Here is a 15,221-nt window from a genome sequence, read left to right on the forward strand (position 1 = left end):
ACTGCGGAAGGGAAGACCGGGGTTATAGCGCGGTCTTCCCCAATCCGGCGACGGTCAATTGCGCCGGGGCCGGGTTGCGCGTCAGGTCGCGGCGGGGGTGGTCGGGTTGGTGGCGGGATCGGCGGCGGGCGTCACCTGCTTTTCCTGCATCTTGAAACCGAAATAGGTGCCGTTGCTGATGCCGGTCAGGGCCAGCAGGTTGGTGGACAGCTCCGGCATCGCGTGATCGTGGACGACCTCGTACAGGAAGGACACGCCCAGCACGAGGGTCCACATCAGCAACTGGAAACGGGCGATGTTGTAACCATGAACGTCGGTCAGCAGATCGTGCAGCACGCCCTTCGAGGTCGGGTAAAGCTCGGCGAGGCTGAGCGCCATCGCCGCCGTGTCGGGCGGCGTCGCGGCGGCGGCGGCCAGATAATTGGCGCGGTGCTTGTCCCGGTCGGCGGCGTCGTCCTTCGGCCCAGTGCTTGGGCGGTTGTCCTGGGTGGCCGACAGGACCGAGGTGCCGCCGACGATCCCCATCAGGGCCATCGCCCCGGTCGAGATGGTGTCCATCGAGCCGGTAATCGGCAGCAGCCATGTGTAAGAGGCGGTGACGACCCCGCTCCACCACAAAAGCTGAAAGCGCGACAGGCTGTAGGGGGCGACGTACCCCTTGGGCTGCGGCACGTCGGGATAGACCGTCACCGAATCGCGCCCGAAACGCCGGAAAAACGCCAGAATGAACAGCCCGCCGACCAGCGCGGCCAGGATGACCGGCAGCTTGAGGTCGGCGTTCACAACCGCTGTGACGGCCGAGGGCGCCGTGACGGTCGAGGATGGCGCGGCGGCGGCGCCCTGCGCCCACGCCCCGGACGGACGTCCAACCAGCAGCCCCAGCAGCAGGGCAAGCCCAACATCGGCAACGCGGCGCGCCATCCCGTTCTCTCCCATAAAGGCGGCGGGCGCGACGGGCGGCCCGCTGGTTGGGGGAATCCTACGTCAGATAACGGGAAGCTCGGCAATGAGAATCAAAAAAGGGACGGCGCCCACTCATTGATGCGCGCGGTGTTAAGCCAGGGTGGGCGCGTTTTCCCGCAGCTTCTTCACACGGTCATAGGCGGCGTTGATGATGGCGAGCTTGTGGGTGGCCTGATCGACGAACTCCTGCGGCATGCCCTGGGCCACCAGAAGATCGGGGTGATGCTCGCGCACCAGCCGACGATGCGCCGCCTTGATCGCCGCGTCGTCGGCGTCGCGGGCGACGCCCAGAACTTGATAGGGGTCGGGGTCGGCGGGTTGGCCCGCCCGGTGATGACCGGCGACGATCCGCTCAAAATCACGGTCGGAAAAGCCGAAGATCCCGGCGACGCGGTAAAGATAGGCGACCTCCGTCTCGTGCAACTCGTCATCGGCCTCGGCGATCATCAGCAGGCTGTCGAGCAGCTCTTCCAGCACCGCGTGGCGGTCCTCGAACAGGACGGCGATTTGCTGGGCGTACTCTTCAAAGCCGTGGGTGTCGCGGCGGGCGAGATCGAAGATGCGCCCGACATTCTCCAACTCCTCCGGCGGCACCCGGAAGAGCCGCTTGAAGGTGTCGATCTCCACCCGCTTCACCACCCCGTCGGCCCGCGCCATTTTGGCCGACAGGGCGATGACGCCGATGGTGAAGGCGATGGATTGGGTGGGGGCCGTCCCGTCGTCAGCGGGCGCTGGCGCGTCGCCGCCGCCGTCGTTGAGCCGGTCCACCGCGTGACCGGCCAGCGTGCCGAGCAGCGCGCCCAGCGGCCCGCCGATGGCGAAGCCCGCCGCCCCGCCCAGAATTTTGCCCCAGATGCTCATCGCCATGGTCCGCGCCGTGAAGGTGGCGACCATCATAAAGGCTTGACGACGCTGGGCCAACTGTGGCGAGGCCGCAACAGCGCGCCGATGTTCGCTTTGGAATTCTCTAATGAACGCTTGCGAAATTCCAGGAAATCGCCATGTTGCAGTGCACAAGAGCGGCGCGCGATCAATGCGCCGCCATCGGTTCCCGCATCAGGCCAAAACACAATGGCTGTGGAACCAACGATCCAGGGACGAACGTTCTGCGCAATGCGTTTTCGTAATTCGAGAACCGTGAGCGAGAGCCATGCCTGTCATCCGCAAGATCCTGCCGACCGAACTGCCCCTCTACCGGGCGCATCTTCTTCGCCTTGATCGCGCCGACCGCTACGCCCGCTTCACCGGAACGGTGTCGGACGAGTCGCTGACGCGGCATTGCGCGGGCATCGACTGGAGCCGCACGATCCTGATCGGCGCCTTCCTGAACGGTGAGCTGCGCGCCGCGATCGAGCTGTGCAGCGACCGCATCCTGTGGCCGAACGAGGCTGAATTCGGCGTCAGCGTCGAAAAAGATCTGCAAGGGCGCGGCGTCGGCAGCACCCTGATCCGCCGCGCTTTGACGGTGGCGCGCAACCGTTCCGTCGGGCGGGTCCACATCCAGTGTCTGGCCGAGAATGTGCGGATGCGGGCGCTGGCCCGCCGATTCGGCGGTCGGTCCAGCATCGAGTGCGGCGAAATCGCCGCCAGCTTCGAATTGCCGCCGCCCAACCAGTTCTCCTTCGCCCTGGAAGCGCTGGAAGATGGGGCCGGAGCCTTCAACTCCATGCTCGCCAGCTTCGCCAGCGGGCCGCAACAGCGCGCGGCGGCCTGATTGCTCTGGAAAATCCACCGCTCCGCCGCATCAAGCCGTTGACGTTGGCCGCCGGATGGCGAAACTCCGGCGGCGAGCGTGGCGCGTCTGCCGCGCGGCGACAGCGTGGGTGCGAGCATGAGCGGGATCAAGCGTGACGGTGTGGAACAGAACGGCGCTGGCCCGACCGGAAAGCCGCGCTGGCAATTCTGGATCGACCGTGGCGGCACCTTCACCGACATCGTCGCCCGCCGTCCCGATGGAACGGTGGTCACGCACAAGCTGCTGTCGGACAACCCCGAACGCTACGCCGACGCCGCCGTCCAGGGCGTGCGCGACCTGCTGGGGCTGAAGCCCGGCGATCCGCTGCCGGTCGAGGCGGTGGCCGCCGTCAAGATGGGAACCACCGTCGCCACCAACGCCCTGTTGGAGCGCAAGGGCGAGCCGACGGTCCTGGTCATCACCGAAGGATTCGGCGACCAGCTCCGCATCGGTCATCAGGCCCGGCCCAAGATTTTCGCCCGCCGCATCCAACTGCCCGAACAGCTTTACGCCCGCGTGGTCGAGGCGCCGGAACGGGTGATGGCCGATGGCCGGGTGTTGAAGCCCATCGATCTGCACACCGTCCGCCGGGGGCTGGAGGAGGCGTTCCGCGCGGGCTACCGCGCCGCCGCCGTCGTGCTGATGCACGGCTACCGCTACCCCGAGCATGAACGTCAGGTCGCCTCGCTGGCGCGCGCCGTCGGCTTCACCCAGGTGTCGGTGAGCCATCTGGTCAGCCCGCTGATGAAGCTGGTCGGGCGTGGCGACACCACGGTGGCCGACGCCTATCTGTCGCCCATCCTGCGCCGCTACGTGGACCGGCTGGCCGGGGATCTCAGCGGCGAGGCGGGGACCATCCCCCTGATGTTCATGCAGTCGAACGGCGGCCTGACCGACGCCAACCGTTTCCAGGGCAAGGACGCCATCCTGTCCGGCCCGGCGGGCGGCGTCGTCGGCGCGGTGCGTACGGCGCGGATGGCCGGATTCGACAAGGTCATCGGCTTCGACATGGGCGGCACCTCGACCGACGTGTCGCATTACGCCGGGGAGTATGAGCGCGCCTTCGACACCATCGTCGCCGGGGTGCGGGTGCGCGCGCCGATGATGAACATCCACACGGTGGCGGCGGGCGGCGGTTCGCTCTGCGTCTTCGACGGCACGCGCTTCCGCGTCGGGCCGGACAGCGCCGGGGCCAACCCCGGCCCGGCCTGCTACCGGCGCGGCGGCCCGCTGACCGTCACCGACTGCAACGTGATGGTCGGCAAGCTGCAACCGCGCTTCTTCCCCCAGGTCTTCGGCCCGACCGGCGGCCAGCCGCTCGACGCCGAGGTGGTGAAGGCGCGCTTCACCGAATTGGCCGAAACGGTCAACGCCAAGCTGGGCACGGCGATGACGCCCAAGCAGGTCGCCGAAGGCTTCCTGCGCGTGGCGGTGGACAACATGGCCAACGCCATCAAGAAAATCTCGGTGGAGCGCGGCCACGACGTCACCGGCTACACGCTGAACGGTTTCGGCGGGGCGGCGGGGCAGCATGTCTGCGCCGTGGCCGATTCGCTGGGCATGACGCGCGTCTTCCTGCACCCGCAGGCGGGCGTGTTGTCGGCCTACGGCATCGGGCTGGCCGACATCGTCGCCATCCGCGAGCGCGCCGTCGAAGGGCCGCTGAGCGACGCCGTGGTGGACCGGCTGACCCTGCTCTTCACCGATCTGGAAAGCGAGGGGCGGGCGGAGCTGACCCGCCAGGGCGTCGCGCCGGAGCGGCAGGTCGTCCATCGCCGCGTTCATGTCAAGGCGGCGGGATCGGACACCGCGCTGGCGGTTCCCTTCGGCTCCCGCGTCATCATGGCGGCGGCGTTCGAGACGGCGCACCGGCAGCGCTACGGCTTCCTCACCCCCGGCTCGGCGCTGGAGGTCGAATCGGTGACGCTGGAGGCCATCGGCCTGACCGACGCCCCCGACGATCCCGACGTGACCGGCTCGACCGGCGCCTTGCCGCGCCGACTGGCCACGGTGACTCTGCACACCGGCGGCAAGGACCGCGAGGCGCCGCTGTACGACCGCGCCCAGTTGCAGCCCGGCAACCGCATCGTCGGCCCGGCGGTGCTGGCCGAGGCGGTCGCCACCACGGTGATCGAACCGGGCTGGATCGCCGAGGTGACGCGCAAGAATCATCTGGTGCTGACCCGTCTGGAGCCGGTCAACCAGCGGCTGGCCGCTGGAACCAAGGTCGATCCGGTGACGCTGGAGGTCTTCAACAACCTGTTCATGTCCATCGCCGAGCGCATGGGCGTGACGCTGGAAAAGACCGCCCGTTCGGTGAACATCAAGGAGCGGCTGGATTTCTCCTGCGCCCTGTTCGACCGCGACGGCGGCTTGATCGCCAACGCCCCGCACATGCCGGTGCATCTGGGATCCATGGGCGAAAGCGTGCGCGCGGTGAAGGAGCGGCGCGAGGGCGTCTTCGCCCCCGGCGAGGTCTTCGCGCTGAACGACCCGTACCATGGCGGGACCCATCTGCCCGACATCACCGTCGTCTCGCCGGTGTTCGACGAGGCCGGGCGCGAGCTGCTGTTCTTCGTCGCCTCGCGCGGGCATCACGCCGACGTCGGCGGCGTCACCCCCGGCTCGATGCCGCCCGACAGCCTGACCATCGCCGACGAAGGCGTGCTGTTGGATTGCGTGCCGCTGGTCGAAAACGGCCAGTTCCGCGAAGAGGCCCTGTTGGCGCTGCTGGGATCCGGCCCCTATCCGGCGCGCAACCCGGCGCAGAACATCGGCGACCTGAAGGCGCAGATCGCGGCGAACGAGCAGGGCGCGCGCGACCTGCACCGCATCGTCCGCCTGCACGGCTTGCCGACGGTCAACGCCTATATGGGCCATGTCCAGGACAACGCCGAGGAGCAGGTGCGCCGCGCCATCGGCGTGCTGCGCGACGGGGCGTTCTCGCTGTCGCTCGACAATGGCGCCACGATCAAGCTGACCGTCTCCATCGACCGGACCAAGCGGTCGGCCAAGGTCGATTTCACCGGCACCAGCGCCCAACTGCCCAACAATTTCAACGCGCCGTCGTCGGTCTGCCGGGCGGCGGTGCTTTACGTCTTCCGCACGTTGGTGGACGACGACATCCCGATGAACGAGGGCTGTTTGCGCCCCATCGAGATCGTCATCCCCGAAGGCTCGATGCTGGCCCCCAAATTCCCCGCCGCCGTGGTGGCGGGCAACGTCGAAACCAGCCAATGCATCGTGGACGCCCTGTTCGGCGCGCTGCGGGTGATGGCCTCGGCGCAGGGGACGATGAACAATCTGACCTTCGGCAACCAGTGGCACCAATATTACGAAACGATTTGCGGCGGGTCGGGGGCTGGCAACGGCTTTGACGGCACCGACGCGGTGCAGACCCACATGACCAACTCCCGCCTGACCGACCCGGAGGTGTTGGAATGGCGTTTCCCGGTGTTGGTCGAAAGCTTCCGCATTCGGCGCGGGTCGGGCGGGGGCGGGCGCTGGCGCGGCGGCGACGGCGTGTCGCGCCGCCTGCGCTTTCTGGAGCCGATGACCGCCGCCATCCTGGCCAACCGCCGCCGGGTCGCGCCCTTTGGCTTGAGCGGCGGCATGGACGGCGCGGTGGGGCGGACCTGGCTGCTGCGGGTGGACGGCACGGTGCAGGAGCTGGCCCCGCAGGACCGGGTCGCCGTCATTCCCGGCGACGCCCTGGTGGTGGAAACGCCGGGCGGCGGCGGCTATGGCGATGTGATGGCGTCCTGACGGATCTGACGGGCGAGGGTGGGGGAGGGCGCGTCCCTCCTCCGCATTCCACCCCTGCGCTTTGCCCGTCTTGCCAGGGGCTTGCCCGCCGTCTTAGCCTCCCTTGGTCATACCAACGAACCCAGGACCGGGGAGGACACCGCCCATGACCGCCATCGCCACCACCCAGCCGCGCGCGGCGCTGACCGAAGAGGCGCGGGCCGAGTTGACGGCGCTGCTGGGCGAGCGGTTCAGCACCTCCGGCCCGGTGCGCGAGCATCACGGCAAGGATGAATCCTACCACACGCCCTTTCCGCCCGACGGGGTGGCCTTCGCGCTCTCGACCGAAGAGGTCAGCGCGATCGTCAAGATTTGCGCCAAGCACAAGCTGCCGATCATCCCGTTTGGCACGGGGACGTCGCTGGAGGGCGGGATCGCGGCGTTGCGCGGCGGCGTGACCATCGACGTTTCGGGCATGAACAGCATCCTGCGCGTCAGCCCGGACGATCTGGACGTCACCGTCCAGGCGGGCGTGACCCGCAAGCGCCTGAATGAGCATCTGCGCGACACCGGCCTGTTTTTCCCCATCGACCCCGGCGCCGACGCCTCGCTGGGCGGCATGGCGGCGACGCGGGCCAGCGGCACCAACGCCGTGCGGTACGGCACCATGCGCGAAAACGTGCTGGGCCTGACGGTGGTTCTGGCCGATGGCCGCATCATCAAGACCGGCGGACGGGCGCGCAAATCGGCGGCGGGCTATGACCTGACCCGACTGTTCGTCGGCTCCGAAGGGACGCTGGGAATCATCACCGAAGTGACGCTGAAGCTCTACGGCATCCCCGAGGCGATTTCCTCGGCGGTCTGCGCCTTTTCGGACATTCGCGGCGCGGTCAACACGGTGATCCAGACCATCCAGGTCGGCATCCCGGTCGCCCGCATCGAGCTGTTGGACGAGGTCCAGATGGACGCCGTCAACAAATACTCCAAGCTGACTTACGCCGTCGCCCCGACCCTGTTCTTTGAATTCCACGGCACCGAGGCCGGGGTGAAGGAACAGGCGGAAATGGCCGCCGCCATCGCGCAGGAGCATGGCGGGATGGAGTTCACCTGGGCGACCCGCCCGGAGGACCGCTCCCGCCTGTGGCAGGCGCGGCACGATGGCTATTACGCGGCGCTGGCGCTGCGTCCGGGGTCGAAGGGTTGGCCGACCGACGTCTGCGTGCCGATTTCGCGGCTGGCCGACTGCATCCTGGAAACCAAGAAGGATTTGGCCGAATCCAACATGCTGGCCCCGATGGTCGGCCATGTCGGTGACGGCAATTTCCATCTGGTCTACGTCATCGACCCCGACAAGCCGGAGGAAATGGCCGAGGCCCAGCGCCTGAACGACCGCATGGTGACGCGGGCGCTGGCGATGGGCGGCACCTGCACCGGCGAGCACGGAATCGGCTATGGCAAGATGGCGTTTCTGGAGCAGGAGGCCGGTGAGGCCTACGCCGTCATGGGCGAGCTGAAACGGTCGCTGGACCCGCACAACCTGATGAATCCGGGCAAGATCGTGCGGGTGTGATCGGATGTGACCGGCTGGGGCGGCGGTTGACGTCGCCCCACCTTTGTCACGTGTGCGAAACAATCATACGAAAAGTGATGATCTAAAGACATTAAGCGATTGAAAAGGCCGAATTGCCAAGGCACCGTGATCGGGCCGCTCATCGGCGCGGTCAGCCATCCCGGCGCGCCGCAGACATTCAGGGGAGACCCACCATGAAGTTTGTCGCCATGGCTTTTCTGTCTCTTGGTGTGTTGTGCGCGGGCGGACTCGCCCAGGCGGACGACAACGCCAAATGGGTCGCCCAGTGCCAGAAGGACAATTCCGACGCCAAGGTGTCGCCGGACGTCGTCACCAAATACTGCACCTGCATGAACAACAAGATGAGCGACAGCGAAACCCGCACCATCACCGAATGGGAAAAGGCCAACCCTCAGAGCCGCAAGGCTTGCGAAAAGGAAGCGGGTTGGATGTGATGTGAGGGTGAAGCAAGAGAAAAAGGCCCGGTGATCGCTCCGGGCCTTTTTGTTTCTGAGAATCACAAGATGGGGCGTTGAATCATCAGGTGAATGATGACCAAAACAGCGCCAAAAGCGGGCCAGCCTAGAACAAACCACCACCTTGCGCATCGCTGGTAGGTTGGGGGAAGGGGATGACGGCTGAGAGCGGCTTCGGTCGCCAGATCACGCATGCGAATCTGGAGCCAAACGACGGGAAGCCAACAGACGCCAGCCAGCACGTACAACGCGACGGAGGCCGTCAACCAGCGGTCACTCCAGCCATAGCCGACCATCCAGGCCAGGATCACGCCGCTGATCGGCTGGACGATCACCGCCGGGGTGGTGAACAGCCAATCCGCCCAGACCACATTGTGGGCAACCGCCGAGATCACGGCGGCGTTTTGGCTGCGATGGGCCATCCACATTTGGAACGCGGTGCCAAGGCCAGTGCCAAAAATCACCATGGCGCTGACAATGTGCAGATATTTTAGCCAGAGATAGCTGTCCATGGCGCTCTCCATCGCGACAGGGCGGCCACGACCAACGTGGCGGCGATCAGGGGAATGTTTTTCAGCAAGGGACCAAAGGGGTGCAGCCAAGCGTCGGGAGTCAGCAGGCTGGCAAGTCCGGTGTAGAGAAGGATCGTCAGCGCTTGCAGGATCGTCGCGCCGGTTCGCCATCGGCGGGGGATCATGGCAACGCCCAGCAGCATGTCCCAAACAGCGCCGCCAATCAGAAGCGTTTGGGCGGCTGTGCCGGTGAGGTTGTTTGCCGCCAGAAGATCCATTCCAATTCGATAGGACCACAGCGACGTCAATCCGGTGCCGATCCACAGGATGGACAGGGTCGAGGACAGCAGCGGCAGCAACCAGAACATTGAGGCGGCGGTGCGATCAGCGATGCTGGCTGTGTTTCGGGCCAACCCTTCCGAAAGGCTGCGCGGTGATCCGCCTGTCGTGTTGCGCAGGAGCGTGGGATCCGCGTCGGCTCCCTGCCGCATCATGGCGAGGCTGTCGGGGTTGATGAAAGGCGAACCGCATTTGCCCCCGATGGCCGCCAGACCGCCAAGGATCCATCGGGGGCATGGCGCAGAGGCAAGCGGGCGTTGACCCAACCAGTTTCCCAGCGCGTCGATGTACCCGTCCAGGCTTACGCAGTCAGGACCCACCAGGGGGATGATGGGCGGCAGGGGATGAGGCCGCTCCAAGCAGGTGAGCACAGCGTTGGCGACGTCATCGACATGGATCGGACGCACAAACCCGCCGCCAACGCGTGGTCGCACCGGAAGGCTGGCGAGCGCGGAAAAGAATGCGGCGCTGGCCCCGTTTGGACCATAAACCAGCGAGGGACGCAGGACAGTCCATCCGTCCAAACGATCATCCAAGAGGGCCGCGTCGCCCAGCGCCTTGCTGCGCAAAAACGCGGTCGGCGCCGTTTCCTCCGCGCCAAGGGCGGATATGTGGATCAGGCGCCGCACGCCAACCGCCTTGGCTTGCGCGGCCAGGGTTCTCGGCAAATGATGATGCGCCTGTTCAAGCTCTGGGCCGCACAGCACGCCTGCGGCGCACACAACGCCATCAAGGTCGTCCAGAAGATCCCGCCAATCGTTGGAAGGGATCGGCGCGGCGTTTTGATCGCGTGGCGGGGACATGGGCGGCAGGCGGCGGATGTCCCGCCCTGGAAAGCGGTCATGGAGCGGCTGTGTGTGACGCCCAATCAGACGGACGTCATGGCCATGACGTTCCAGGTCGTCGACAACGGCGGAGCCGATGAAGCCGGATGCGCCAATGACACCGATGCGCATTGAGGTCACTCCTGTGCGATGTGAACGGTCGTTTGAGCGCACGCCACGCGAAGCGGCGACAGACCCCAACCGAAGAAAATCAGGGCGGCGGTCAACGCCAGGCAGGACACCCAAATCAACGAGAGTGTTCACGATGCAGGTGTGCCGGAGTTTCCGTTACGTCGGTTGTTTCTGTAAGGAAAGAAATTTAAAAGCGCGCTCAATGTTCCAAGCATGGCGCAACCCTGGTCTCGCGACGGTCAGCGCTTGAGGAAACCGGCGATTTTGGCCCCGACATGAACGATGTTTTGCAACGTCGAGCGCGGCAACCGCTTCATCTGATCGTACCAACTGGTCAGATCCTCAATGAACACCAGCATCTCGCTCAACCGCGCCTTGACCTCCGGGTCGGTGGCGCTGTCGCCCTCCGATTCCAACACGCAGGCGCGCAACATGGTCAACGCTGGGTCAATCTCGCGCTTTTTCCGCTCTTCGGCGATCAGCAGAAGGATGCTCCATGGGTCGGTTTCGGCCCGAAAATGGTCGCGCCGATCACCCATGACATGGCTGACTGTGACCAAGCCATAGCTTTGCAGCTCACGGATGCTTGTGCTGACGTTGGACCGGGCAATTGACAAGACATCCACGATTTCGTCCGCAGGAAGCGGGCGGGGGGAGAGGTAGAGCAAAGCGTGGATCTGTGCGACGGACCGATTGACGCCCCAGCGCGTTCCCATTTCTCCCCAATGAAGGATGAAGCGTTCCATGGTGGGGGTGAGAAGCATGATATTCTCTAATTTCTGTCTAGACAGAAATTAGAGAATATCGCCGTCGCCGTCAAGCGGGATGTTCGCGTGGTTCGGTCGCGTCCAGCCTGCGCGCCGCTGGGATCAGCGAAATTTCGGACGCCGCCCGGCCTTCAGCGCCTGGACCGCTTGATCCAGCGTTTGCAGGAATTTGGATTTGTCCTGTTGGCTCATCGGGGCGTTGCCGCCGCTGACCACGCCCATGTCGCGCAAATCCTGCATCAGGGCGCGGGTGGCGAGCGCCGAGCCGATGCTGTCCGGGGTGAAGGGTCGCCCGGTCGGGCCGATCACCACGGCGTCGCGCTTGACGCAGCGGTCGGCCAGTTGGATGTCGGCGGTGACGACGATGTCGGTGGCCCCGGCGTGTTCGGCGATCCAATTGTCGGCGGCGTCGAACCCGTCGCTGACCACGACCAGTTCGGACAGGCATTCCGTCGGCAGCCGCAGCGGGCTGTTGGCGACGATCCACACCTTGCAGCCGGTGCGCCCGGCCACCTTGTAGATTTCCGCCTTCACCGGGCAGGCGTCGGCGTCCACATAAATCTCGACCAACGGTGCTCCCCTTGGGTCTGGTTGGGTTTCAACATGGTTCCGTCAAGCGCCCTTATGCGCTAAAACCGGAGCCTAGCGAAGCGGCGCCGCGTGGCGACGCTTTTTTCTCTTCCCCGGTGCACAAGGTCGGAGTGGCGCATGGCGTCCTATCAGTATGTTTACGTCATGAAAGACCTGACCAAGGTCTATCCAGGCGGCAAGAAGACCCTCGATGGCGTGTGGCTCTCGTTCCTGCCGGGTGTGAAGATCGGCGTGCTGGGCGTCAACGGCGCTGGTAAATCGACCCTGCTGAAGATCATGGCGGGTCTGGACAAGGATTATTCGGGCGAGGCCTGGGCCGCCGAAGGCGCCAAGGTCGGCTATCTGGCGCAGGAACCGCAGCTCGACCCGACCAAGACCGTTCAGGAAAACGTGCTTGAGGCGCTGGCCGAGACCAAGGCGCTGCTCGACCGCTTCAATGTCGTGTCGGAAATGATGGCGGATCCCGACGCCGATTTCGACGCGCTGCTGACCGAACAGGCCGAGTTGCAGGAAAAAATCGACCACGCCGACGCCTGGGATCTCGACCGCACGGTGGAAATCGCCATGGACGCGCTGCGCTGCCCGCCCGGCGATTCCAGCGTCGACAAGCTGTCGGGCGGTGAAAAGCGCCGCGTCGCGCTGTGCCGCCTGCTGCTGGAAAAGCCCGACCTGCTGCTGCTCGACGAACCGACCAACCATCTCGACGCCGAATCGGTGGCGTGGCTGCAAAAGCATCTTGAGGATTACAAGGGCACCGTCGTCCTCGTCACCCACGACCGCTATTTCCTCGACAATGTGACCGGCTGGATTCTGGAGCTGGATCGCGGCGCCGGCATCCCCTATGAGGGCAATTACTCCTCCTGGCTGGAGCAGAAGCAAAAGCGTCTGGAGCAGGAAGGCCGTCAGGAAGAATCGCGCCAGAAGCAGTTGGCCAGCGAACTGGAATGGATTCGCCAGTCGCCGCGCGCCCGTCAGGCCAAGAGCAAGGCCCGCATTTCGGCCTACGAGACCTTGTTGGCGGACAGCGCCAAGGAGACCGGCGGCGAGACCAAGATCGTCATCCCGACCCCGCCGCGCCTGGGCAATCTGGTCATCGAGGCGGAGAGCATCGGCAAGGGCTTCGGCGACCGTCTGCTGATCGACGGCCTGTCCTTCCGCCTGCCGCCCGGCGGCATCGTCGGCGTCATCGGCCCGAACGGCGCCGGCAAGACCACGCTGTTCCGCATGATTACGGGAACGGAGGGGCCGGACAGCGGCAACTTCCGCGTCGGCGACACGGTGAAGCTTGGCTATGTCGATCAAAGCCGCGACTCGCTGAACCCGAAAAAGACGGTGTGGGAGGAAATTTCCGACGGTCTCGACATGGTCGAGTTGGGCAAGAAGACCATGCCCAGCCGCGCCTATGTCTCCAGCTTCAACTTCCGGGGGCCGGACCAGCAGAAGAAGGTCGGGCAACTGTCGGGCGGTGAGCGCAACCGCGTTCATCTGGCCAAGATGCTGAAGTCCGGCGCGAACGTCCTGCTGCTCGACGAACCGACCAACGATCTGGACGTCGACACGCTGCGCGCCCTGGAAGACGCGTTGGAAGGCTTCGCGGGCTGCGCCGTGGTCATCAGCCACGATCGCTGGTTCCTCGACCGCATCGCCACCCACATCCTGGCCTTCGAGGGCGACAGCCACGTCGAATGGTTCGAAGGCAACTTCCAGGATTACGAAGCCGACAAGCGGCGCCGCCTGGGCGCCGACGCCGACCAGCCCCACCGCATCAAGTACAAGCCGCTGGTTCGCGGCTGAGTGTGGTGACAGTCTGACCGACCGCGCCCCTTCCTCTGACCGCAGGGGAAGGGGCGTTTTCGTTTTTCAGCGGGGGCGCGGATGGCGCGGAGCGATGAGCGGAACCGGGTGCGCTACTGGCAAGATCGCCGGGTTCCCGGCCTGCGGCTGCTCCACGCGGATTTCAAACGCCACGACTACACCCCGCATTTTCACGAGGCGCTGGTCGTCGCCGTCACCGAAATCGGCGGCGCGGAGTTTCACAGCCGGGGCGTGACGGGGGAGGCGAAGAATCAGGCGTTGCTGGTCTTCAACCCCGTCGAACCGCATTCCGGCCGCATGGGGCGCAGCGAGCGTTGGCGCTACCGCTCCTTTTACCTGCGGCAACCGGCCATCGACGCGGTGACGGCGCTGGTTGGCGGGCCGGGAACGCCCTATTTCACCAACAATCTGGTGCCGGACGCCGATCTGGTCGCGTCATTCCTGCGCCTGCACCGGGCGCTTGAGACGGACGGCGATCCGCTGCTGGCGCAAGAGCTTCTGACCATCAGTTTCGGCGGGTTGATCGCCCGGCATGGCGGCAACCGCCCCCGCCTGTCCGTCGTTGGTCGGGACCGGGCGGCCATCGCCCAGGCCGTGGCCTTGATCCATGATGAGCACGCCAACCGCCTGACCCTGGAGGATTTGGGGCGGGCGTCGGGCTTGACCGCCTTTCAGATGATCCGGCTGTTCAAGCGGGCCACCGGGCTGACGCCGCACGGCTACCTCACGCAAACCCGGCTGGTCGCGGCGGCCTTGCGGTTGGAGCAGGGAACGTCGTTGGCCGACGCCGCGCTGGCGGTTGGTTTTTACGACCAGAGCGCCTTCACCCGGCATTTCAAGCGGGCCTATGGCATCACCCCGCTGTGTTACGCCCGCGCCATGCGGGGGTGACGGGCGGCCTCCAACTTCCCCGGTCAATTTTCGCCAATACCCGCCCCGCCGGGCGGCGTCATTCTTTGCCGATCACAGACTGTTCGGGAAGGAACGGACCCATGGCGGGCTTCACGGGAAAGATCGTGCTGGTGACGGGCGCGACCTCCGGCATTGGCGAGGCGACGGCGCGGGCCTTCGCCCGGTCGGGGGCGACGGTGGTCGCGGTCGGGCGCAACCAGGACAAAGGCGCGGCGGTGGCGGCGGAGTGCGCGGCGGTGGGCGGCGTCGGATCGCTGTTCCTCGCCGCCGACGTCACCGAGCCGGAGGCGATGAGCGGCGTTGTCGGGCAGGTGATGGAGCGCTTTGGGCGGCTGGACGTCGCCTTCAACAACGCGGGCTGGCAGGAGCCGCGCGCGCCGCTGGACGAGCAGCCGGACGCGGTGTTCGATCAGGTGTTCGACACCAACGTCCGGGCCTTGTTTCTGGCGATGAAGGCGGAGATCGCCGTCATGCGCGGGCAGGGCGGCGGGGTCGTCATCAACAACGCGTCGGTCAGCGGGGTGCGGAATCCCAATCCCGGCTTGTCCCTCTACGCGGCGTCCAAGGCGGCGGCGTTGGCCCTGACCCGGTCGGCGGCGATGGAGTGCGCGCCGCAGGGGATTCGCATCAACGCGGTGTCGCCGGGGCGCATTGTGACGCCGATGATGCTGGGATCAAAGATCGCCGACATGAGCGTGGTCGCCGCCGGACTGCCCGCCCGTCGCCTTGGTCAGCCGGAGGAGGTGGCCGAGGCCGTGTTGTGGCTGGCGTCGGACGCGGCGTCCTTCGTGATCGGCCATAATTTTTGCGTGGATGGCGGGTTTCTGGCGGCTTGAACGGT

At 65.9% G+C, this 15,221-nt stretch carries 13 protein-coding genes; 7 read left to right on the forward strand and 6 right to left on the reverse strand.

Annotated elements, in window-relative coordinates:
* Positions 1–81: 81 nt before the first annotated feature.
* Together D3877_RS19020 and D3877_RS19025 are read right to left on the reverse strand one after the other, a co-directional pair.
* Complete coding sequence (locus tag D3877_RS19020; protein ID WP_119832236.1) at positions 82–921, reverse strand: hypothetical protein; 840 nt, start codon at positions 919–921, stop codon at positions 82–84.
* Between the two features lie 132 nt (positions 922–1,053).
* Positions 1,054–1,824: a TerB family tellurite resistance protein gene (locus tag D3877_RS19025; protein ID WP_119832553.1), complete on the reverse strand. Its 771-nt coding sequence runs from the start codon at positions 1,822–1,824 to the stop codon at positions 1,054–1,056.
* Positions 1,825–2,113: 289 nt separating this feature from the next.
* On the opposite strand from D3877_RS19025, the gene D3877_RS19030 reads away from it, so the two are divergent.
* The 4 genes from D3877_RS19030 to D3877_RS19045 all read left to right on the forward strand — a co-directional run bounded on the left by D3877_RS19030 (position 2,114) and on the right by D3877_RS19045 (position 8,467).
* Complete coding sequence (locus D3877_RS19030; RefSeq protein ID WP_119832237.1) at positions 2,114–2,677, forward strand: GNAT family N-acetyltransferase; 564 nt, start codon at positions 2,114–2,116, stop codon at positions 2,675–2,677.
* Between the two features lie 117 nt (positions 2,678–2,794).
* Positions 2,795–6,463 (forward strand): hydantoinase B/oxoprolinase family protein, encoded by a 3,669-nt coding sequence (locus D3877_RS19035; protein ID WP_119832238.1) that lies wholly within the window; start codon positions 2,795–2,797, stop codon positions 6,461–6,463.
* Between the two features lie 145 nt (positions 6,464–6,608).
* Positions 6,609–8,012 carry an FAD-binding oxidoreductase gene (locus tag D3877_RS19040; protein WP_119832239.1) on the forward strand — a complete coding sequence of 468 codons (1,404 nt, stop codon included), beginning with the start codon at positions 6,609–6,611 and terminating at the stop codon, positions 8,010–8,012.
* A 194-nt stretch (positions 8,013–8,206) separates the two neighbouring features.
* Positions 8,207–8,467, forward strand: a complete 261-nt coding sequence (locus D3877_RS19045; protein WP_119832240.1) for a hypothetical protein — start codon at positions 8,207–8,209, stop codon at positions 8,465–8,467.
* Positions 8,468–8,529: 62 nt separating this feature from the next.
* Here the strand turns inward: D3877_RS19045 and D3877_RS19050 are convergent, their stop codons facing one another.
* The 4 genes from D3877_RS19050 to D3877_RS19065 form a co-directional block, all read right to left on the reverse strand.
* Complete coding sequence (locus D3877_RS19050) at positions 8,530–9,000, reverse strand: DUF2269 family protein (protein WP_119832241.1); 471 nt, start codon at positions 8,998–9,000, stop codon at positions 8,530–8,532.
* Complete coding sequence (locus D3877_RS19055; protein WP_119832242.1) at positions 8,979–10,295, reverse strand: SDR family oxidoreductase; 1,317 nt, start codon at positions 10,293–10,295, stop codon at positions 8,979–8,981. The genes D3877_RS19050 and D3877_RS19055 overlap by 22 nt, the downstream gene beginning before the upstream one ends.
* A gap of 239 nt (positions 10,296–10,534) precedes the next feature.
* On the reverse strand, positions 10,535–11,059 hold the full coding sequence (locus tag D3877_RS19060; protein WP_119832243.1) for a GbsR/MarR family transcriptional regulator: 525 nt from the start codon (positions 11,057–11,059) through the stop codon (positions 10,535–10,537).
* Between the two features lie 105 nt (positions 11,060–11,164).
* Complete coding sequence (locus D3877_RS19065; protein WP_119832244.1) at positions 11,165–11,632, reverse strand: YaiI/YqxD family protein; 468 nt, start codon at positions 11,630–11,632, stop codon at positions 11,165–11,167.
* A gap of 138 nt (positions 11,633–11,770) precedes the next feature.
* On the opposite strand from D3877_RS19065, the gene ettA reads away from it, so the two are divergent.
* From ettA to D3877_RS19080, 3 genes are all read left to right on the forward strand, one after another.
* Positions 11,771–13,447 carry an energy-dependent translational throttle protein EttA gene (ettA, locus tag D3877_RS19070; protein WP_119832245.1) on the forward strand — a complete coding sequence of 559 codons (1,677 nt, stop codon included), beginning with the start codon at positions 11,771–11,773 and terminating at the stop codon, positions 13,445–13,447.
* An 81-nt stretch (positions 13,448–13,528) separates the two neighbouring features.
* Positions 13,529–14,359, forward strand: coding sequence for an AraC family transcriptional regulator (locus D3877_RS19075; protein WP_119832246.1), 831 nt, complete (start codon positions 13,529–13,531; stop codon positions 14,357–14,359).
* Positions 14,360–14,460: 101 nt separating this feature from the next.
* The gene (locus D3877_RS19080) at positions 14,461–15,216 is read left to right on the forward strand and encodes an SDR family NAD(P)-dependent oxidoreductase (protein ID WP_119832247.1); all 756 of its coding nucleotides are present in this window, start codon (positions 14,461–14,463) and stop codon (positions 15,214–15,216) included.
* Positions 15,217–15,221: the final 5 nt, after the last annotated feature.

Source organism: Azospirillum cavernae (assembly GCF_003590795.1).
Classification (GTDB): Bacteria; Pseudomonadota; Alphaproteobacteria; order Azospirillales; family Azospirillaceae; genus Azospirillum; species Azospirillum cavernae.

Bases quoted from the DNA above. Each gene is read 5' to 3' on its own strand.
- D3877_RS19040 (WP_119832239.1), top strand. From the start codon at position 6,609: ATGACCGCCATCGCCACCACCCAGCCGCGCGCGGCGCTGACCGAAGAG.
- D3877_RS19050 (WP_119832241.1), bottom strand. From the start codon at position 9,000: ATGGACAGCTATCTCTGGCTAAAATATCTGCACATTGTCAGCGCCATG.
- D3877_RS19055 (WP_119832242.1), bottom strand. From the start codon at position 10,295: ATGCGCATCGGTGTCATTGGCGCATCCGGCTTCATCGGCTCCGCCGTT.
- D3877_RS19075 (WP_119832246.1), top strand. From the start codon at position 13,529: ATGGCGCGGAGCGATGAGCGGAACCGGGTGCGCTACTGGCAAGATCGC.
- D3877_RS19030 (WP_119832237.1), top strand. From the start codon at position 2,114: ATGCCTGTCATCCGCAAGATCCTGCCGACCGAACTGCCCCTCTACCGG.
- D3877_RS19035 (WP_119832238.1), top strand. From the start codon at position 2,795: ATGAGCGGGATCAAGCGTGACGGTGTGGAACAGAACGGCGCTGGCCCG.
- D3877_RS19060 (WP_119832243.1), bottom strand. From the start codon at position 11,059: ATGCTTCTCACCCCCACCATGGAACGCTTCATCCTTCATTGGGGAGAA.
- D3877_RS19080 (WP_119832247.1), top strand. From the start codon at position 14,461: ATGGCGGGCTTCACGGGAAAGATCGTGCTGGTGACGGGCGCGACCTCC.
- D3877_RS19020 (WP_119832236.1), bottom strand. From the start codon at position 921: ATGGCGCGCCGCGTTGCCGATGTTGGGCTTGCCCTGCTGCTGGGGCTG.
- ettA (WP_119832245.1), top strand. From the start codon at position 11,771: ATGGCGTCCTATCAGTATGTTTACGTCATGAAAGACCTGACCAAGGTC.
- D3877_RS19025 (WP_119832553.1), bottom strand. From the start codon at position 1,824: ATGAGCATCTGGGGCAAAATTCTGGGCGGGGCGGCGGGCTTCGCCATC.
- D3877_RS19045 (WP_119832240.1), top strand. From the start codon at position 8,207: ATGAAGTTTGTCGCCATGGCTTTTCTGTCTCTTGGTGTGTTGTGCGCG.